Annotated in this window: 22 protein-coding genes and 2 pseudogenes; 11 read left to right on the forward strand and 13 right to left on the reverse strand. The window is 51.3% G+C overall.

All coding sequences use genetic code 11. From position 1 onward, the window contains the following. Positions 1-29: 29 nt before the first annotated feature. The 4 genes and pseudogenes from IPM31_02865 to IPM31_02880 all read right to left on the reverse strand — a co-directional run bounded on the left by IPM31_02865 (position 30) and on the right by IPM31_02880 (position 3,582). Positions 30-683, reverse strand: coding sequence for a response regulator (locus IPM31_02865; GenBank protein ID MBK9005915.1), 654 nt, complete (start codon positions 681-683; stop codon positions 30-32). A gap of 112 nt (positions 684-795) precedes the next feature. Beyond that, positions 796-1,937, reverse strand: a pseudogene (locus tag IPM31_02870) (ISAs1 family transposase). 180 nt (positions 1,938-2,117) lie between these two features. Continuing rightward, positions 2,118-2,573 carry a hypothetical protein gene (locus IPM31_02875; protein ID MBK9005916.1) on the reverse strand — a complete coding sequence of 152 codons (456 nt, stop codon included), beginning with the start codon at positions 2,571-2,573 and terminating at the stop codon, positions 2,118-2,120. Then, a complete protein-coding gene (locus IPM31_02880; GenBank protein MBK9005917.1) occupies positions 2,563-3,582 on the reverse strand; it encodes a flippase-like domain-containing protein in 1,020 nt (339 codons plus the stop codon). Before IPM31_02880 ends, IPM31_02875 begins: the two co-directional genes overlap by 11 nt. A gap of 108 nt (positions 3,583-3,690) precedes the next feature. On the opposite strand from IPM31_02880, the gene IPM31_02885 reads away from it, so the two are divergent. From IPM31_02885 to IPM31_02905, 5 genes are all read left to right on the forward strand, one after another. Then, on the forward strand, positions 3,691-5,403 hold the full coding sequence (locus tag IPM31_02885) for a cyclic nucleotide-binding domain-containing protein (protein ID MBK9005918.1): 1,713 nt from the start codon (positions 3,691-3,693) through the stop codon (positions 5,401-5,403). Next, positions 5,390-5,911 carry a peptide deformylase gene (gene def, locus IPM31_02890; protein ID MBK9005919.1) on the forward strand — a complete coding sequence of 174 codons (522 nt, stop codon included), beginning with the start codon at positions 5,390-5,392 and terminating at the stop codon, positions 5,909-5,911. Before IPM31_02885 ends, def begins: the two co-directional genes overlap by 14 nt. A gap of 240 nt (positions 5,912-6,151) precedes the next feature. Further along, complete coding sequence (locus IPM31_02895; GenBank protein ID MBK9005920.1) at positions 6,152-7,360, forward strand: DNA replication/repair protein RecF; 1,209 nt, start codon at positions 6,152-6,154, stop codon at positions 7,358-7,360. Between the two features lie 95 nt (positions 7,361-7,455). Beyond that, positions 7,456-8,229 (forward strand): nucleotidyltransferase domain-containing protein, encoded by a 774-nt coding sequence (locus tag IPM31_02900; GenBank protein ID MBK9005921.1) that lies wholly within the window; start codon positions 7,456-7,458, stop codon positions 8,227-8,229. Next, positions 8,226-8,903 (forward strand): endonuclease III, encoded by a 678-nt coding sequence (locus IPM31_02905; protein ID MBK9005922.1) that lies wholly within the window; start codon positions 8,226-8,228, stop codon positions 8,901-8,903. The genes IPM31_02900 and IPM31_02905 overlap by 4 nt, the downstream gene beginning before the upstream one ends. 56 nt (positions 8,904-8,959) lie before the next feature. On the opposite strand, the gene IPM31_02910 is transcribed toward IPM31_02905, so the two are convergent. The 7 genes from IPM31_02910 to IPM31_02940 all read right to left on the reverse strand — a co-directional run bounded on the left by IPM31_02910 (position 8,960) and on the right by IPM31_02940 (position 14,600). After that, a complete protein-coding gene (locus tag IPM31_02910; GenBank protein ID MBK9005923.1) occupies positions 8,960-9,289 on the reverse strand; it encodes a nucleoside triphosphate pyrophosphohydrolase family protein in 330 nt (109 codons plus the stop codon). 6 nt (positions 9,290-9,295) lie between these two features. Beyond that, positions 9,296-10,417, reverse strand: a complete 1,122-nt coding sequence (locus IPM31_02915) for an ATP-binding protein (GenBank protein MBK9005924.1) — start codon at positions 10,415-10,417, stop codon at positions 9,296-9,298. A 105-nt stretch (positions 10,418-10,522) separates the two neighbouring features. Next, positions 10,523-11,533: a TIGR03617 family F420-dependent LLM class oxidoreductase gene (locus tag IPM31_02920; protein MBK9005925.1), complete on the reverse strand. Its 1,011-nt coding sequence runs from the start codon at positions 11,531-11,533 to the stop codon at positions 10,523-10,525. Between the two features lie 102 nt (positions 11,534-11,635). Then, on the reverse strand, positions 11,636-12,676 hold the full coding sequence (locus tag IPM31_02925) for a M42 family metallopeptidase (protein MBK9005926.1): 1,041 nt from the start codon (positions 12,674-12,676) through the stop codon (positions 11,636-11,638). Position 12,677: 1 nt separating this feature from the next. After that, positions 12,678-13,226, reverse strand: a complete 549-nt coding sequence (locus IPM31_02930; GenBank protein ID MBK9005927.1) for a BstYI — start codon at positions 13,224-13,226, stop codon at positions 12,678-12,680. Further along, positions 13,223-14,170 carry a site-specific DNA-methyltransferase gene (locus IPM31_02935; protein MBK9005928.1) on the reverse strand — a complete coding sequence of 316 codons (948 nt, stop codon included), beginning with the start codon at positions 14,168-14,170 and terminating at the stop codon, positions 13,223-13,225. Before IPM31_02935 ends, IPM31_02930 begins: the two co-directional genes overlap by 4 nt. A 7-nt stretch (positions 14,171-14,177) precedes the next feature. Then, on the reverse strand, positions 14,178-14,600 hold the full coding sequence (locus IPM31_02940) for an acyl-CoA thioesterase (protein MBK9005929.1): 423 nt from the start codon (positions 14,598-14,600) through the stop codon (positions 14,178-14,180). Positions 14,601-14,664: 64 nt separating this feature from the next. On the opposite strand from IPM31_02940, the gene IPM31_02945 reads away from it, so the two are divergent. Both IPM31_02945 and IPM31_02950 read left to right on the forward strand, forming a co-directional pair. Then, positions 14,665-14,991 (forward strand): DUF433 domain-containing protein, encoded by a 327-nt coding sequence (locus IPM31_02945; GenBank protein MBK9005930.1) that lies wholly within the window; start codon positions 14,665-14,667, stop codon positions 14,989-14,991. Beyond that, positions 14,991-15,307 (forward strand): annotated as a pseudogene (locus IPM31_02950) (DUF5615 family PIN-like protein). The gene IPM31_02945 and the pseudogene IPM31_02950 overlap by 1 nt, the downstream one beginning before the upstream one ends. A 69-nt stretch (positions 15,308-15,376) precedes the next feature. Here the strand turns inward: IPM31_02950 and IPM31_02955 are convergent. Together IPM31_02955 and IPM31_02960 are read right to left on the reverse strand one after the other, a co-directional pair. Then, the gene (locus IPM31_02955) at positions 15,377-16,081 is read right to left on the reverse strand and encodes a Crp/Fnr family transcriptional regulator (GenBank protein ID MBK9005931.1); all 705 of its coding nucleotides are present in this window, start codon (positions 16,079-16,081) and stop codon (positions 15,377-15,379) included. Then, complete coding sequence (locus IPM31_02960) at positions 16,065-17,039, reverse strand: MBL fold metallo-hydrolase (protein MBK9005932.1); 975 nt, start codon at positions 17,037-17,039, stop codon at positions 16,065-16,067. The genes IPM31_02955 and IPM31_02960 overlap by 17 nt, the downstream gene beginning before the upstream one ends. 269 nt (positions 17,040-17,308) lie before the next feature. On the opposite strand from IPM31_02960, the gene IPM31_02965 reads away from it, so the two are divergent. The 4 genes from IPM31_02965 to IPM31_02980 all read left to right on the forward strand — a co-directional run bounded on the left by IPM31_02965 (position 17,309) and on the right by IPM31_02980 (position 19,791). Beyond that, the gene (locus IPM31_02965) at positions 17,309-17,545 is read left to right on the forward strand and encodes a hypothetical protein (protein MBK9005933.1); all 237 of its coding nucleotides are present in this window, start codon (positions 17,309-17,311) and stop codon (positions 17,543-17,545) included. 124 nt (positions 17,546-17,669) lie between these two features. Beyond that, positions 17,670-18,182, forward strand: a complete 513-nt coding sequence (gene cas4 / locus IPM31_02970) for a CRISPR-associated protein Cas4 (GenBank protein MBK9005934.1) — start codon at positions 17,670-17,672, stop codon at positions 18,180-18,182. A gap of 104 nt (positions 18,183-18,286) precedes the next feature. Further along, positions 18,287-19,150, forward strand: a complete 864-nt coding sequence (locus IPM31_02975; protein ID MBK9005935.1) for an NAD(+)/NADH kinase — start codon at positions 18,287-18,289, stop codon at positions 19,148-19,150. A 116-nt stretch (positions 19,151-19,266) separates the two neighbouring features. Then, complete coding sequence (locus IPM31_02980) at positions 19,267-19,791, forward strand: hypothetical protein (protein MBK9005936.1); 525 nt, start codon at positions 19,267-19,269, stop codon at positions 19,789-19,791.

Consider the following 19,791-nt stretch of genomic DNA (forward strand, 5'->3'; position numbering starts at 1 on the left):
AGAAGTGACTGTCACCTTCAAGGTGACAGTCACTTGGTATCACGTTTCTCAAGTTTTGCCGCAAGGACTTTAAGCCTGCCCCATTTTTGCCGCACCACATAGATCATGGCGAGCGTTTGCAGCCAACGCGCTTCACACTGCGGATTCATCGCCAACTGCTCGAACACTTCCATTGCCTGATCGTCTGTGCGGCGCGTCTTTGCATATTCAGTGGCAAGTTGAACGAGAAAGACCTCGCGCTGTTTGCGGACTTGCGTGTCTTGCATGATCCGTTGTTGCGCCTGCTCCACGCGCGCGCGCACTTTGCCGATGGCTTCTTCCAACTCATCCCCGGTAAACGGCTTGACGAGATATTCCTGCACGCCGACCGAGATCGCTGTGCGGAAGGTCGCCGCGTCTTTTTCCGCCGAGATGATGATACAACCCGTTGCTGGATAGATTTTTGCGATTTCCCGGTAGGCGGTCAGCCCGTCCATTTCGGGCATGTTGATGTCGAGCAGGACAACGTCGGGGCGATGCTCCTTCGCAAATTGGACAGCCTGCAATCCGTTCGACGCGATGGCGACCACCTCGACATCGTCAATCGTGGCGAGCATGAGACGGGTATTGCGCCGCGTCTCTTGGACGTCGTCGGCGATCAACACCTTCAATCTTTTTCGGCTGTGGAGGTCTGGTTGCGCCATTTCCGTGCCTTGTTCCTGTATTCTGGACCGAGTACCCCTAGTATAACTCAGGCAAAAAGAGCGTTTCTGATGATTTCGTTGTAAATCGCAAACCCCCGTAGGGCAATCGCATCTAAATCGGTGAGGCGAGGACTTTGAGGAGGTAATCCTGGTTCCAAGCGGCTTGGAGTTGCTTGGCATGCATACCGCCTTTGGCGGTTTTCTCCTGTTTGAGCAGATTGAGCGCAATGTGGCGAAGGACGGCGAAGTTTTCAGGAGCTTGATCTTTACGCACACGACTATGGTCTTCCCGCAAAGCCACATCCAAGACCCAGTGCAGTTCATTTTCAATCGCCCAGTGTCTGCGCACCAGATGTAACAATCGTTTCGGGTGACTGGGCAGGCTGGAGATATAGTAGCGTACTGTTTTGGTTTCCTTGCCAGCCACGTTCCGCGTGCACACGAGCATGACAATGCTTTGCAGACCAGCCAGTTTTCTTTGTTACGAATCAAGTTTAGATAGGCAGGATCAGAGGTACTCCAGCATTCTCGAATTTCTATGCGCCCATGTCCCTTATTCGCTGTCTTGTCATAGTCCAGGGAAGCATATTTGAAGTTGTGGGCTTGATCGACCGCAAACACGACCGAAATATCTTCAAACAGACGCCCCTGGTTCTCTTTCACACTCAAAACATAATCTGCCTGAGCTGCGACGATGGTTTGGGCAATATTGGTTTGGGTTCCTATGGCATCTATGGTCACAATACAGCCTGCAAGCGCCAGAATCTTGAGTAATTCGGGGATGGCGGTGATCTCGTTCGACTTTTCGTCCACTTTACGCTGTCCCAGAACAATCTCGTTTTCTTCCGCCCAAGCGCTGACCATATAAATGGCTCGTTTGCCCAGTAGCCGATCCTGCGAGCCACCCAAACGCTTCCCATCCATATTGATGATTTGCCCTGGGATGATCTCATTGACTGCCCAGACCCATTCGTAAAACGCCAACTGGAACTGTTGGGCATCCAACTTCGAGAAGACCCGACCAAAAGTGTCATGCGACGGGATACCATTCGGCAATTCAAGAAACGTGCTCAGCCAGACTATCTTGCTATGCCCAAAATGCTCAATGTCCGTCCAGCCTTCCGCTCCACAGATCACCGCACATATGGCGATGCTGATCAAATCTATGAGTTTATGTTCCTTCGTTCGATCCACCCGCGGATCGCTCACTTTGCTAAAATGCTCGGCGATCGCCTCCAATGGCTTCTTTGTCATGGCTACCTCCTTCAAGATAGCCCTTTTTTACCTCAATTTAGATGCAATCGCCCTACAAACCCCCGCTTGACTCGCATCCCTTGCAGGTGTATCATGCAAACAGTGATCGGGTGACCCAGGGACCTGCCAGCACACCACTGACAGCTGAACTGGGTGTAACTCCGCAAGGAGACATCCCGATCACGGCTTTTTAAACTCATCCAATATTTGCGCAAGAACGATTTGCTTATTCGGTCGTTGTATCTTTTGGTAAACAGCAAGCGCTTTGCTGTGCGCATTGGACTTCTTGCCGATTTGGGCAAAGCGAATGGTTGCGGGGTTATAGGATATTCGCCTTCGATTCAATAGATTCATGAGATAGAGTTTGATTTCGGCATTTCGTCCCGGGTATTCCAAGTCAATGGTGATCTGGGTAAATTCCCTGATATGGTCTTTCAATAAAAAATATAGACCTACGGCAAACAACCTGAGATAAAGGGTCTTTCCACTCTGAGTTGTTGCTCGCAATCGCAATAAACATTCGCGCTTTACAGTCGCAGGAATCAGAATGGCATATTCTTTCCCGTTCGAAAAAGCCAGCACGGTTGGGACTTTTGTGTCGCCGATCTTGCCGCTCTGGTCAACTTCAACTTTCATTCCCATTTTCCCCTAGTTCGTTGCGAATATTTTCGCTCCAATGGATTCCCTCTTTTGCCAGAAAATACGCGCCTAGCAAGGTGATGGGAAGCCACAACGCCACATGCAACGTGAGTGTGTAGCCCGCCGCTGTCGCTTGATCCACGCCATAGGCGGTGAGCACGGCGATGCCGGGCGCGTCGAAGGTGCCGATGTAGCCCGGCGCGGAGGGGATGGTGGTGGCAAGGTTGACGATTCCATTCATCAGCATCAGCGCGAAGAACGAGACCGTGAAATTGAAGGCGTGCATCACGAACCAGTATTTGCCCGTTTCTAACAGCCAGATGATGACCGAGGTGAGAAAGACCATCAACACATTCCACGGCGAGCGGAGGGAGGCGAGGCCGTCGAGAAATTTGTTCATGAGACCGATAATGCGTTCGTGAAGTTTTTTCGGGGTGAGGCGTTGAATGAACCACAGCCCGATCCTTGCCGTCATTTGCGGGAACATTGCCGCTACGAGGAAGACGATCAACGCGCCGATGAAGATGCCCGTGCCGATCACCGCCACTTGTTGAATGTTGCCGACGAAGCCCGACGCGCTCGTCAGTTTTGCCAACTCGGGTAAATTGACGAAGACGAATCCCAGCATCACTACGCCGTCGAAGATTCTTTCCACGATGATTGTGGCTAACGATGCGGAGACCGATACGCCCTCTTTGCGTTTGAGGATGACGGCGCGTAACACCTCGCCCGCGCGCGCGGGATAAATGTTGTTGCCCATGTAGCCGATGGTCGTGATGGGAAATATGGTCTTGGTGGGAATCTCTTTGATAGGTTTGAGGAGGTAATGCCACCTCCACGCGCGGACCCAGACGCCGACAAAGTACACGCCGATGCCGGGAATTAACCAGACGTAATTTGCTTTTTGAACCGCGTTCCAAAACTCGTCCAGTTGCAAGCCGCGCAGGGCGAGCCAGATGAAGAGGACGCTGATAAATACGCCAAGCCAGAAATGCCATTTTTTCATGCGCGGATTTTATCATGGGGGTGGGAAAAGGCATCCGCGGGCGAGGCAGGCTGAAAGTCGGGATGAGGCGGGGCGGTTTTCATCCATAAAATTTGATAGAATCAAATCGTGAACATCGAACGATCTGCCCGTATCGCATTTCTCAGAAAAATCCACCTGTTTTTTGGGTTGGAGGAGGAGGAGTTCGCGGCGATCGCGGATGAAATGGATGAGATGCAAGTGGCAAAAGGCGAGATCGTGTTCAAGCAGGATGGGACGGCGGAAGGTTTTTATATGATCTTTGGGGGCAAGGTGCGCGTGGTGCGAAAACTTGACGGTAGGGAAAACCAGTTGGCGTTGCTGGTGAAGAACGATTATTTCGGCGAGATGGGGATCATGGGAAACCGACGACGTTCTGCCACCGTGACGGCGTTGGAGGATACTTCGTTGCTCGTGCTGTCGAAGAGCGATTTCGACAAACTGTTCAAGGAGCACCCGAAACTTCGCGGTAATCTTGAGATCGCAGTGCGAAGCCGTCAGTTGGCGCGGCAGTTGCGCTTCAAATGGCTGAGACCCGATGAGGTGGTGTATTTTCTAGCGCGCAAGCATGTGCTTGCCATGTATCCGAAAATCCTGCGCCCTCTTGCGCTGTTTTTCGTTCCTGTATTTTTTTCGTACGCGTATTTTTTTATTTTGCCGCATACCATCGTGTGGCTGGCGGCGCTGTTGTCGTTCTTTGCGTTTGCCCTTTGGCTGGGTTGGATCATCCTCGATTGGAGCAACGATTATTACGTGGTCACCAACCAGCGCGTGGTCTGGCTCGAAAAGGTGATCGGTCTTTTGGATAGCCGACAGGAAGCGCCGCTTTCGATGATCGTTTCATTGGGCGTGGAGGTGAATCAATTCGGTCGCTGGCTCGATTATGGAAATGTGATCGTGCGGACGTACGTGGGCAGGATCGATTTCGCTCTGGTGAATCATCCGACCCAGGCGGCGAAGATGGTGGAGGAATACTGGCAGAGGACGAAGGAGCAGGCGAGCGCCACGGAAAAAGAGGCGATGAAGGATGCCATCCGCAAACGACTGGGGATCCCGGTTCCTGCCCGACCTGCGGCTGATTCAAACCAGCCGACATCGTCGGTCGCCCAACCGCGCGGCGCATGGTGGTTAAAATTGCTCGGGGCGAATACTCTTAAACTCCGTTACGAAACGAGTGAAGGGGTGATCTATCGAAAGCATTGGGTGGTGCTGGCGTTGGATGCATGGCTTCCCATTGTTGGGTTCGTCGGGGTGTTTATTTTGTTCCTCCTGCGGCTGTATCAGTTATTGATTTCGCCGCAGGATGTGTTCATCTCGCTGGCGGGCGGGCTCTCGATCGATCTCTACGCTTTATTCTGCTTGGGCGCCATGTTCCTGCTGGCGGGCTGGTTTTGGTATAAACTCATGGACTGGAGCAACGACACGTTCGAAGTGACCGGCGACCAGATCATCGACGTCGATCGTAAACCCTTCGGCACCGAATCGCGGAATGCCGCCCAGCTTGAAAACATTCTCGGCACCAAGTATGAGCGTCGCGGGTTGCTTGGAAATATTTTCAACTTCGGGCATGTATATATCACCGTGGGTGGAAATAAACTTATCTTTGAAGATGTGCTCGACCCCGCCAGCGTGCAATCGGATATCGACCGCCGCCGCGACGCGCGCGTGGTGAAGAAAAATCAGGCGGCTGTGGCGGCAGAACGCGAACGTATGGCGGAGTGGCTTGCCACGTATCATAAGAGTTCGGAAGAATTCAAACGAGAAGAAGATAACAAAAGGAATCAGAATAATGGCTCTGCGTAATATCGTTACACTCCCAGACCCTGTGCTAAAACGCAAGGCTCATGCGGTGACAAAATTCGATAAGAATCTGCAATCGCTGTTGAATGACATGGTGGAGACCATGCGCGAAGCGCCGGGTGTCGGTCTCGCCGCGCCGCAGATCGGGTTGTCGGAACGGATCGTGGTGATCGAATATTTCGAGAAGCAGGAAGATGAAGAGAAAGAGGACGCGCCGAAGAAAGTGTGGGCGGTGGTCAATCCCGAAATCGTGAAAGCCTCGCCAGAGATGACGATGGGCGTGGAGGGGTGTCTTTCCATCCCCGGCTTGGTGGGCGAGGTGGAACGCCACGCCGAAGTGCATGTGAAGGCGCTGAACCGTCACGGCAAGCCGGTAAAGATCAAAGCGCAAGGCTGGTTGGCGCGCATTTTTCAACATGAGATTGACCACCTGAACGGCATCCTCTTCACCGAACGCGCCACGCGTGTCTGGCAACCGAAACAGGAAGTGGATGCGGAGCAAGAGGTTTAATACGCAATACGAAGTACGGAGTAGGGTACTGCGTATTGCGTACTACGTAGGTGCCGATGGTTATTCGTCGCCTTTGCTGGTGTTGGTGAACGGAAACAAGTAGACACGTACACAAGTAAACAGGTAAACACGTAGCACACAATAAGTAGTACGCAATAATCTCCAATCTCCAATCTCTAATTACCAATTACTCCTTACCCACCTCAATTTTCCAATCCTCTAATTCTCTGATTTTCCCCCATGCACCTCCGCCACCTCTCCCTCACCAACTTCCGCAAATTCACACGGCTCGATCTGGATTTCCCGAAACGCGCCGTTCTGCTCACAGGCGCGAACGCGCAGGGCAAGACGACCGTGCTCGAAGCCATTTATTTTCTCGCGGCATTCACGTCCTTTCAAACCAACACCGACCGGCAACTCATCAACTTCATCGAAGCCGATAAAAAAGATTCGCCCGCCGTTGCGCGTCTCATTGCGGAGTATCAACGCGGCGCGCGAAAACATCGCATCGAGGCGCGGCTCATCCTCGAACCTGTCGGCGTGTTGAACGGTCAGCGTCTTCGCAAAGAGGTCTTGCTCGATGGCGTGAAGAAACCGATCAACGATGTGGTCGGTCATTTCAATGCGGTCGTCTTCGTGCCGCAAATGTCGCAGATCATCGAAGGCGCGCCCGAAGACCGCCGCCGTTATTTGAATCTCGCGTTGGCGCAATCCACGCCTGCGTTTGCGCGCGCGCTCGGCGAATACAATCAAGTCGTCACACAGCGCAACGCTCTGCTCAAAATGCTTGGAGAACGCGGGGGCAACAGCGACCAACTCGAAGTCTGGGATGACGCGTTGGCGCGGCTCGGATCGCAGATCATCTTGTGGCGCATCGAAGCCGTCCAGCAGATTCAGACTCTCGCTTCGCGCGTCCATTTCGAGCTGACTCACGGAACTGAGACTCTGCGCCTTTCCTACGAGCCCGCGTACGATCCGCTTCCTCAACCGAATGGGCAGATGGGTTTGAAGATGGAAACGGTTGTTGACCGTTCGGGTATGAAGTTGAGCGATATTGAAAATGGATTCCGCGAACGATTGCGCAAGATTCGCAGCGACGAGATCGCGCGCGGCGTGACGACGATCGGTCCGCATCGCGACGAGTTGCGGTTCATCGCCGATACAGTTGACCTCGGCGATTACGGCTCGCGCGGGCAAATCCGCACTGCGTTACTCGCGCTCAAACTCGCCGAAGTGAATTGGATGAAAGAACGCACAGGCGAATGGCCCGTGGTCCTGCTCGATGAAGTGATGGCAGAGTTGGATTTGCAACGCCGCGCCGATCTGTTGAAATATGTAGGCGAGAGCGAGCAGGTGCTGTTCACGACCACCGACCTGAAATTGTTCGCGCCTGAGTTTGTGGAGGGGGCGGAGGTGTGGAGGGTGGAAAGTGGAGGGGTGGGGAAATAGAGGCATAGAGGATTAGAGAACTGGAGACTAGATACTGGAGATTATTGCGTACTGCGTGTTACGTGTTTCCGTGTCTACCTGTATACTTCGGCATTATGTCTCTCTCTGACTCATTCATCCAATCTGTTCTCAAAAAAATCGACACACCTGATGTCGTTGGTGTTGGCATCGTGGGCAGTTACGCGCGCGGACAAGAATCAAAATACAGCGATGTTGATTTCGATATCTTTGTGAGCAAATTGCCCGAGGACGACAAGTACACGCTGAAATATTTTGACAGTAAACTCGTCAGCCTGAAATATGCCCTGCTCGATGATGAACGCGCCGCGTTGACGAATCCGCGCCGCGCGATTTGGGCTGTGCCTGGATTAAGTGGAATGAGGATCGTGCTGGATAAAACTGGCGAGTTGACGGAGTTGCAAAAGTCTGCACAGGCATTTGATTTTTCCCCTTTGCAATCCGCCGCGGATGAATTCGCCGCCGAGCAGGTGATGCACTGCGCGGAAGAAGTTCACAAAATTTTGAGCGGTCTCGCGCGCGGACATGAGTCGTCAGTATTGTATTCGGTGTGGGGATTGGTACAGAACATGCTCGAAGCGGTCGCGGTACAGAAAGGGCTGATGATTGTCAGCGAGAATCGCTACTTTGATCTGATCCAGGATGCGGTGGGACGCGATTCGAAGTGGGTGAGCGCGTTCCGCACAGCATGGGGACTCGATTCCACCTCCTCGCAATATCAATCGCGGGGCGCGGCGGCGCTCACGTTGTACCGTCTCAGCGTGGCGATGTTCGATGAATACATCCCTGAAAAACATCACGACGTGATAAACAACACGTTACGACTCATCAAGGAGGCTGGCTACGCATGAATCCTTTAGCGAAACGCGCGGTGAAAGTCCACGAAAAACTGATCGAGTTTTATGGCGAGCCGATTTGGCGCGACCCAATGCCCCCGGTTCACGAACTGGTTTGCACCATCCTTTCGCAGAACACAAACGATGTGAACCGCGATCGCGCGTTCAATTTGCTGCGCGCTAAATTCCCAACGTGGGAAGAAGTACGCGACGCGCAGACAAAAGATGTGATCGAAACGATTCGTCCCGCAGGCTTGGCGAATCAAAAGGGTCCGCGCATTCAGCAGGTGTTGAAAGCCATCACCGAAGAACGCGGGAATATGGATTTGTCGTTTCTCAAGACAATGTCTGTGGATGATGCAAGAAACTGGCTGACCAAATTCAACGGCGTGGGACCGAAGACTGCCGCCATCGTGTTGTGCTTTTCATTGGGGATGCCCGCCTTCCCTGTGGATACGCACGTCTACCGCGTGACGGGGCGCATCGGACTCCGCCCTGAGAAGATGACCGTCGAGCAAGCGCATCCGCATCTCGAAAGTTTGTTCCCGCCCGAAACCTACTACGCCGCTCACTTGAACATCATCCGCTTGGGGCGCGAAATCTGCACCGCGCGCAAAGCGATGTGTGAAAAATGCCCGATTGTAAAGTTGTGTGATTATGGAAGGAAGAGAGTAGAGAGTGGAGAATAGAGAATAGTTCTTGCGCCATCACTTTCTACTTATCTACTCTCTATTCAACTATTCTCTTACCGATTATCCCCATCCCCTTGAATTTTTCCCCGCTCCAATCGATCCAACAACTTGGCGATATTTGCCTCGGCGATCTCATCCAGCGACAGGTCTAATTCGGTGGCGACTTGCGAGAGGTACCACAACACATCGCCGAGTTCGGCTTTGAGCGCCTCGCGCGTCTCCGCGCTGATCTCGCCGTCCTTGTCGCGGAACACTTTCTTGATCTTGCCCGCCACTTCCCCCGCCTCGTTGACGAGTCCCAGCGTGGGATAGATCACTCCATGCCCGATGACAGGGTATTTTGCAGTAGCGCGTGATTTGGTTTGATAGTCGGTGAAGTTCATCATGCCTCATTCTGGTAGAACAAAGTTTTGATAATTTTCTTGCGTGATTACTTCGAACTTTGCATTGGAGTAACCCCCAAGCCAATTCTTCGGAGCAGAGACAGTTTTAACTGTTGACCATTTGGCTTCGTATCCGAATAAATTTCCGTCGCGTTCCTCCACCAGGTCTATTTCCTGTTGATCGTATGTGCGCCAGAAATACATATTGGCATAGACGGAATGATACGTTCGATATTTCAATCGTTCGATAAAAATAAAATTTTCCCACAATTGACCGATGTCGTTGCGTTTATCCGCTTCATTGAACTGGGCGATCAGCGCATTACGAATACCGTTGTCCATAAAGTAGTATTTTGCCTTGTTGGTCACTTCGTTTCTCAGGTTTCTGCTGAAACCTCCAAGCCGAACAATCACGAACGCCTTTTCCAGCAGGTCGAGATAACGTTGAATGGTTTTATAATCCACGCCGATCTGTGTTCCAATTTCTGTTAGTGAAACTTCGGAGCCAACCTGAAACGCCAGCAATTTGAGAAGATCGAGCAAGGTCTTTGAGTTCTTGACGCGATCAAAAGCCAGAATGTCCTTGACGAGGTATGAATTGGCTATTTCAGCAATCACGTCAATTTTTTCCTTCTTGGTCGCAGAGGATACAACTTCAGGATATGCGCCAAAAACAAGATATTCTTCGAGATGTTCTTTCAATTCAAATCGATTTTGAAACGATAATAATTCCGATTGCGCCAGCGGATATAACGTCAGCGTGCGCTTCCGTCCTGTAAGAGGTTCGCCAACCTGACCCGCGAGTTCAAACGAAGACGAGCCTGTGACCACAACTCGAATATTGGGCATCTGGTCAACGATGATTTTCAATCCCATACCGATATTAGGAATGTTTTGCGCTTCGTCAATTGCCAGCAGGGAATATCCCTCCACATAGGACAATATCTGTTTGAAATCCTGTGAACTGAGAATTTCCTGCGCGCGCGTATTATCGCCCGAGTCTAATTTATATTTGTGAGGGGTAGTTTTCAGGAAATTCTGAAGCAGAGTTGTCTTGCCAACGCGTCTGGGTCCGTAAATCAGCAATACTTTGCCAGATTGGATATGGTTTTCTAGGGGTTCGTACACGCGCGTAAACATACTTGCACTATACATCAACTCCTTGTTTTTGTCAAAAAACAAGGAGTTCAACTCCTTGTTTTTGGGAAAATTTGAGGATTTGCCAGCGAGAAGCTACTTGAATTCCTTCGCCAACCCTCTCCACCACTCATCCCTCTCCCCAACCACAAAGGGAGTGTACAACGTCAGCCGATCCGCGATTCCATCATAGCGTTTCTTCAATTCATCGGCTAGCCCTGAGCCTGACAAAGGGTCATCCGTCACCAAACAAAACTCGTTCAATATTTCATCCGTGATGAGCATCGGCATCTCAGCCCACTCGCCTTTCGCCGCGTGCGCGGACAATGTCTCTGCGACGCCAGTCCAGCCGTGTAAGTCCATGACGGGGCGGTAGGAGGGTGTGGATGCGTAAAACGAAATTTGCGCACGGGCGAAATTCATCTCCTCGGGAGTCGTCGCAACGAACGCGGTCACCGAAACGGATACATCTTTCTGCTTGCGGCCTGCATTTTTTGCGCCCTCTTCAATCGCAGGCAACATCACTTCCCTCAAATAGCGCGGCGTATTAAATGGATGCACAAGGAACCCCTCACACGTTTCGCCCGCGAGTTTTGCCAAGCCTGTGTTTACGCCAGCAATATATATTGGAATATTTGGATGCTCAATCGCTCCCGCGTTGAAGAAAGGAGACAACAGAGTTATTTTGTAATATTCCCCGCGAAAATTCAACTTCGTTCCGTTCTGCCAACAATCCCAAAACGCGCGGATGACTTGAATCTGCTCGCGCAATTTCTTCACAGGTGACTCGGGCCACGCCTGACCGAACCTCCGCTCGATGTGCGCTTTGACTTGTGTGCCAAGCCCGAGGATGAATCGTCCGCCCGATTGCGCGGCTAAATCCCAGGCGGTGTAGGCGATGTTCGCGGGCGAACGCGCGAAGGAAACTGCGACAGCCGTCCCGAAGTGAAGACGCGTTGTATGTTCGGCGATCAACGCGCAGGGCAGGAAGGGATCGTGTTGAGTCTCCTGAGTCCACAGCGCGTCGAATCCAATTTCTTCCGCGGCTTTCGCGATCGCGGGGACGTCTTTCAATCCAGTGGGTGGTAATCCAGCATCGAGTTTCATTTTTTCTCACCACGAAGGACACAAAGTGCACGAAGGAAAATCTGTGGAAAGGCGATCCGTTCGTCGTTCGTCCAACCTTAGTGACCTTCGTGTCCTTTGTGTTTAATCAATTAAATACGCCATGATCCAATTCGTCGTCGCGTTCAACCCGTCCATGTGTGCGCGTTCGTAATTGTGCGACGCATCAATGCCAGGACCGATCAACGCCAGCGCAACATCGCCGCCAGCGCGCCAAAACGCCTCGCCGTCCGACCCGTAAAGCGGATACACATCGGTCTTGTACGCGATGCCATGTTTCTCGGCTATCGCGCGCAACTTTTTATTCAAGCCCTCGTGATACACGCCGCCGCTATCTTTGATGCACAACGTCGCGCTGAACTCATCCGACTCCTGCCCCGCGCCGACGACCGCCATATCCACCGTGACCAACTCCGCCACATCAGATGGGATTCCCGCCGACGCGCCGTGACCCACCTCCTCATAATTGGAGATGTGGAAGTACACGCTTCTTTTCGGACTTCGGCCTGATTCTGCCAACGACTTGATCGCCGCCACAACATTTGCCACGCAGGCCTTGTCGTCGAGGAACCGCGAGCGGATGAATCCATTTGTCACCTCAACGCGCGGATCGAACGCCACGCAATCGCCGACGTTGATTCCCAACTCGCGCGTTTCTTTTTCGGATGTTGTGCGCGCGTCGAGCCTCACTTCCATGTGATCGTCATTGCGCGGAGTGTCTGTCCCCCCAAAAATATGACCCGACGCATTATCAATCAACACCGATCCGCGAATCTTCTCGCCCTTCGACGTGAACACCCACACGCCTTCGGTTTCAATCGTGGGCCACTGCACCCCGCCAATGCGACTCAACTTCAGCCGTCCGCTTGATTTAATTTCCTTCACCACCGCGCCAAGCGTATCCACATGCGCGGTCAAAGCCACAGGCGGCAGATCACTTTCCACCGTCCACTTTGCAACGAGTGCGCCTTTGCGAGTTCTCGATAACTCCAACTGCTGATACTGCGACAACTCCTTTTCAACAAAAGCAATCGCAGGCTCCGCAAAGCCAGTGGGTGAGGGGATGTTGAGCAGGTCAACGAGAAATTTGGTGAAATGGTTTGTGTCAAAATTGGGAAGGTTCATATTATTTGTCCACATCAATTAGAATAACTTTCACGGGCACGGCAGGAAAATGCCGCTTTAGTCTTTCGATATCATACACAAGTTGTTCGCCGTATGAAACTCCTGACGACATTCCTTTGTGTAGATTATGACAGGGTACGATTTCAATTCCAACATCCGCTTTGTTTTCGTTGAAAAAATATTGGAATTTAGCCATATCATAAAACATAAAGGCATACTTACCAAATTGAACCTCAACTAAAACCTTCTCTTTGACAAAATCGACTTGTTTATATGCTCCAGATATGGCAATATCTGAATTTGGTACTGTAATTGTGTACGTGTCTCTAAGTTCTTTGTACCCCCTTCCTTGAAATGCCTTACTGAATTGCTCGTTCATGTCAATAGGCGAATACAACTCTCTGCCTTTTTTAGTCTTTTCCTTGCTTATCTTTGTTCTATGCGCTTTGACCATAGCAATTACATCGTATAGTTCTTGTTCATACTTTGGATAACGAACCTTCAATATTTCCGAACCGCCAAGATGAGAATATTCATATACTATTTTCATTTTTTCTTCTCCACTTTGTATTTTCCACGCTTCTCCATAAGGCTCAGCTGGGCAGTTTTTATCTTTGCTAATTTAATGACCTTGGGAGGAATATTCTCAGTAGGTTTAGTAGGGTTGTAAACTGGACGCTCCATTGGTCGAATCTGCAATTCGCCATTTACTGCTTTAATAATCCTATCTTTAGCGATTGAAATATACTCGGGCATAATTTCCGCACCAACAGCTCTTCGATTATGGATCAAGGATGCGATTGCGGTACTTCCTACTCCCATAAAAGGATCAAGAACCCAATCGTTTTCATTAGTCATTGACAGAACTAATCTCTCAATTAACTCAACAGGAAATTGACACGGATGAATGGTTTTTTCTATATGGTTTGCTTTTACATTGGGGACATCCCAAATATCGCTAGGGTTTTTTCCTAATGGATTCCCAGATAACTCACCTTTTTTTGGTCCCTTGAAATGTTTTTTCTGAGGATATTTTTGAGGTACTCTAATCGGATCTAAATTAAAGGTGTATTTATTGGACTTTGTAAACCAAAGTACCACCTCATATCTTCCTGAAAATCTTTTTGAAGCATGAAGTCCATGACCAAATTCCCACACAATGCGATTTCGCAAATGTAGGCCAAGAGATGCAAAAACAGGGTACAACACAATGTCTAATGGAGTTATCTCGCCGTTAGACACGAAATTTCCCACTTGCCAGCATATACTTCCTTCTGGATGTAAAACACGCGCACATTCCGCAATAACCTGTTTTTGCTGTTCCAGATACTCATTGAGGTTTAAGCGTTTTTCGTACTCTTTGCCAATATTGTATGGAGGAGATGTGACCACAAGTTTGACAGTTTCATTGGGAACCTGTTTCAGTAACTCTAAGCAATCGCCTTCATAAAGTACGCAATTTGTCTTCGGGTCAAATTTTGAGGAAATTTTCATAGGTATATTATAAATTCGAACCTTCAAACTCCATAATTTTCTCCCGCCACTCCTGCGGAACGGAAATCGTCTTCTCGGCGCGATAATCATACGTCACCATCACCACTTCGCCTTTGGCAATTTCCCTGCCTGAATCCGCGTCCACGATATTCTGCTCCCACGTCATAGATTTGTTCCCCAACTTCGCCACATGGACTCCAACCTTGATCTTCTGCCCGAAATACACAGGCTCAAGATACGTGATGTGCGCATCCGCCAGAATCACGCCGATTTCCATAAAGGATTGATCTTTCGTGAATAGTCCCAACTCGACCAAATACGCGATCCGCGCCTGCTCGAAGTAGGTGAGATGCTTCGCGTTGTTGACGTGTCCCTGCGGATCCAAATCCCCGTAGCGGACTTCGATGGGATGATAGAAACGATAACTCATGGCGTGGATTATACCGTTTTGCGCAAAAGGATATACGATATAATACTCAAAAGTCGAGGCACGTATGAGTATTCAAAATCTCGAACCGCAGATTTCTCGTCTGAGCCGCGCCGAAAAAGCGGAATTGTTACAGCGACTCGCTCAAGAAGTGGGAAACACGTGGGCGGGAATCGAAAAAACCGCTGGCGTGTCGGGAGGCGAAGCGTGTATCGTGCGGACGCGCATCCCTGTTTGGACTCTCGATAACTATCGCCGCCTTGGGTGGACGGAAGTCGCCATCCTTGAAAATTTTCCCTCCCTGCGCGCGGTGGATCTGGTCAACGCCTGGGTGTACGCCGATTCGCATGAAGATGAAATCGAGCAAGCCATTCGGTCGAACGAGGAAGCCTGATGGCGTCCTTCTATACCAACGAAAACTTTCCCGTCAAAATAGCCGAATACCTGCGTGAAATGGGACATGATGTCTTGACCTCATTTGAAGCAGGAAATGCAAATCAACGAATCCCCGATGCCGAAGTGTTGAATTTTGCTTCGACAGCGGGGAGAATTTTATTGAATTGCACAAGAAATCGTCCAACCATGCTGGCTTGATCGTTTGCACACAGAATATTGACTTGCGCGAACAGTCAGAACAAATCCACCGAATGGTTCAAGAGGCGGGAGATATGACAGGGAAATTGATTCGGATCAATCGAAAGCAAAAATGAATCAAAATCGGATAGCCCAAACCCACAGACTATCCGACTACACAACTACCAAACTACCAAACTACAAATCTACCTACAATACCTCGCCAACCCCTCGCTATCTTTTATCCCGATCCTGCCATCGAGATTATCAATCAATCCCTGCTCCTTGAACATCACCATCGCCTGATTGACCCGCTTCCGCGACGCGCCGACCAAGTCGGCGATGTCTCCCTGCGTAAGCGTGATGCGGATTTGTGTCACGCCGTCTTTTTCGTGCCCGTATTTCTCGGCGAACGCCAGCAGTTGACGCGCCACGCGTCCGTTCACATCTAATGTTGCCAGCGCTTGAATGAGTTGATCCGATAACCGCACACGCGCAGAGAGAATCTTTACCAAGTTTCGCGCAACAGGCGGGAAGTTATCAAGCAGGTAGTTGAATGTCGTCCTATCCATCCACAACATCAGACTGCTTTCCAACGTCACCGCGCTGGCAGAGCGACCGATGCTGTCAATCAGACTCATCTCGCCAAGCAAATCGCCGCTTCCCAGTATCGAAAGAATCACATCCCGTTCGCCTTGCTCGACGTGAATTTTCACCGTACCATGCAAGATGATATACACCGCCTCGCCAGGTTGTTCGATGGTCATCACATTGCGTCCCGCCTCGAAGATGCGGCGATGCGCGTGCTGGGCAACCCAATCGAGTTGAGTCGGCGTCAGCCCTGCGAACAGTTCGATGTCCGCGAGCAGGTTGCGAGTGTTGTCCTTCCTGATCTCATCCATTTTGAGCATATTGTACATCCTTCCTCCCGCCTCTCCCCATGGGAGAGGGGACGGGGGTGAGGGAATGTCTAGGGGCGAGGTCAATCTCCAACCCCTCATACGCCGCAACCGTATCCTCGAACAGACTCTTCGCCGTCCGTTCCATGCCCGCGATCATCGCGTCGTCATACGACGGATCGTGATGGAACAACACCAACTGTCCAACTTCTGCCGCCGCGGCAACTTCGCAAGCCATCGTCACGGTCGAATGTCCGTACCCCTGCGTGGACGGAAAGCCCGCCAACTGCCCGCGATAATGCTCCTCCAAATATTGCGCGTCGTGGATCAGCACATCCGCATCCCGCGCAAATTGCACAAGCTTGCGATCCGTTCCCACATAGCCCTCCGTATCTGTAGCATAGACGACAGATTTTCCGCGCCAAGTGATTCGGTAGACGTAAACACCTCCAGGATGCGCGTACGATTTGTGAATGCGGATGACGACCGCTTCTTCTCCGACGGGGACGCCTGACTCAGCCACTCGGACTCCCTCGGCATCCCAAACGACGATCTGCGACTCGCGCACCGCTTGAATATCTTTCGACGAAGCCATGTCACGTAACCCGACAGGAAACGTTTCAGACGATTGATTCCGCTCCAACACATTCTTCAACGATTCGTGCGTGCCGTCGGGTCCGTAGATGTGCAGTCTCGCGCTCGGCATGTACGCGGGGACGAAGAACGGAAATCCCTGCGTGTGATCGTGATGCAAATGGCTGAACAGTAACAGAAGTTCGCCCGCCCGTTTCGTCCGCGCCAACTCACGACCCAACGGGATGATCCCCGTCCCCGCATCGAGGATGATCGTCCGCTCGCCCGCGCGGACCTCCACGCTGGATGTGTTCCCTCCATATTTGATCGTCCCCGCGCCAGGGGTGGGATAACTCCCGCGCGCTCCCCAAAATTTGACTCTCAACTCGTTAGGCATCTCGGCATCTCCTTTCATTGTGTAGGATGCGCTCTCTAGCGCATCCGTTGGCGCAAGAGAGCGCATCCTACGCAAATTAATTTCTACGCGTATTATTCTCACGAACAAAAATCGCTCAAGGAAAGTTTTCGCAAAATGGGTGAGAAGTTTTTCACAAAGGAGGTTACACATCCGCGCTGAGCGGAGGTCTGAGCGAAGCGATAGCGAAGACGAAGACCGCAGTCGAAGCGCCGCCAGAAAAATTAGAAAATTTGTGCTATACTCGCCCTATGGCAGTCATCCGCTCCTCAGACATTGGGAACTACCTCTACTGCCGCCGCGCGTGGTGGTACAAAAAGCAGGGAGTCGAGTCCGAGAACCAAGCCGAAATGGCGACAGGCTCCGAACTCCACCGCCAACATGGACGCAAAGTCCTCGCCTCCACCCTCGCGCGGACGGTTGGCTTGATCCTGTTGATGCTCGCGTTAATCCTGCTAGTCGCCTATTGCACCGCACAAATCCTTTAGCCACGGATTTACACAGATTTTCACCGATTTTTTCATCTCACTCTCTTACTCATCCATTCAAACAAACACACAATCTCCAATCTCCAGTCTCCAATCTCCAATTCTCCAATTCTCTAATTCTCCAATGCTCTACTTTGCCCTTTTCCTCCTCCTCCTCGCCCTCCTCTTCTTCTGGCAGTCGAATCGTCAACGACAGGCGGCAGGCTTGCCAGGCGGACGCGTCATCTACACCGACACGCGCGGCTGGAACAAATTGGAGAAGCCGCTGTTCTATGCCGCGTTGGAGTTGACAGGCAAACCCGATTATCTCGTTGAACAAAATGGAAAGATCATCCCCGTCGAAGTGAAATCGGGTCGCGCGCCCGAAGCGCCATATGACTCGCACATTTATCAATTGGCATCGTATTGTTTATTGGTCGAGAAAACGTACGGCAAACGTCCGCCGTATGGGATCGTCCATTATGAGGATAAAGATTTTTCGGTGGAGTACACACACGAGTTGGAACAATCTCTGTTGGAGTTGATCACTGAAATGAAGCGCGATGGGATGAAGCGAGAAGTCTCAAGGTCGCACGAGCAGGCGTCCCGTTGTAAAAGATGCGGGTTTCGATCCGTTTGCGATCAGAGTTTGGCGTGAAGGAAGTAAACACGTAAACAAGTCGTAACACGTATCACGTAACTCGTATCTCGTAACGTGTCTACCTGTATACCTGTATACGTGTTTACCTTATAATTACCCCCATGCCCGAATCGTTCATCCCCAAGCGACCTGTCGTCACCGCGCATCAGAAAATGCCCGAAGCCGTGACCGAAGCGGAAGCGATGTCTGCGTATTTGAAAAGCAAGGGCATGGATGCGCCTTGCGGTTCGATCTACGATGAAGATTTGCGCAAGCGCGTGCGCGGCGGCGAGTTTGATATGCTGGTCATCGCGGGCGGAGATGGAAGCGTTTTGCGCGCGGGTCACCTCTGCGCCCCAAGCGGCGTGCCGATCCTCGGAGTCAATTTGGGCAGACTCGGTTTTCTCATTCAAGTGGATCGCCGCGAGTGGCGCGAGTACTTTGACAAATTGTTCAACGGCGAAGCGTGGATCGAGAAACGCATGATGCTTCACACCGAGCACATCCGCGCGGGCGAGTCGTTGGGCGAGTGGTACGCGTTGAATGAAGTGGTCGTCGGGCGCGGCGCGAACCTGCGACCCGTTCACTTAACCGCTTCAGTGGATGGAAGCCTGCTCACCCGCTATCTTGCCGATGGATTGATCGCTTCGACTCCGACGGGTTCAACTGCCTACGCCCTCGCGGCGGGCGGACCCATCCTGCCGCCGAAGTTGCGCAATATTTTGCTCGTGCCGATCGCGCCGCATCTTTCAGTGGATCGCGCGGTCGTGCTGGCTGAAGGCTCGACAGTGACCATGACGCCAAAAAGTGAGAATGTTGTTCTCAGCGTGGATGGTCAGTCGCCGATCACGTTGATGGAAGACGATCACATAGACGCGCGCGCGGCAGACATCAACGCGCAGTTCGTCCGCTTCGGCGACCCTGGATATTTTTATCGCAACCTCACTGCGCACATGAATGAAAATTCGTTGGGAATGCCGAGATGAAATTCTTTAAACACGAAGGACACCAAGTACACAAAGGGAAAATCTATGGAAAGGCGATCCGTTTGTCATTCGTCCAACCTTAGTGACCTTCGTGTACTTCGTGGTAAAAAATAGAGATGACTGAAACAACCGAAACCTTGTATTGCTACAACCATCCAACGCGCGAAACTGCTTTACGATGCAAACGTTGCGAACGTCCCATCTGCACTTCGTGCGCGGTTGGTACGCCGACGGGTTACATGTGCAAGGAGTGTGTGCGCGAACGTAAAAAAACGTTTGATACATCCGAATGGTATGACTATATTTTTGGATTTATCGTGGCGGGGTTCCTCTCGGGTGTGGCTTCGTTCCTGGTCACCATGATCGGCAGTATCGGCTTCTTCGGATGGTTCCTCATTGCCGCAGGCGCGCCGACAGCAGGTGTGATCATCGCGGAAGGTGTGCGCTTGATCACGCGGAAAAGGCGCTCGCGGTCGTTGTTCATCACGATCGCGGTTGCGGTCGTATTGGGCGCATTGCCGATCATCGTCTTGGAAATTTTCATCTTTGATATCTTCGGCATCGTCTTTCAGGTCATCTATCTTGTGATCGCCACTCCCATTGTTTACACACGACTTTCTGGAATCCAATTGTTCAGATAA

Origin of the sequence: Candidatus Defluviilinea gracilis, assembly GCA_016716235.1 — a bacterium.
GTDB lineage: Bacteria > Chloroflexota > Anaerolineae > Anaerolineales > Villigracilaceae > Defluviilinea > Defluviilinea gracilis.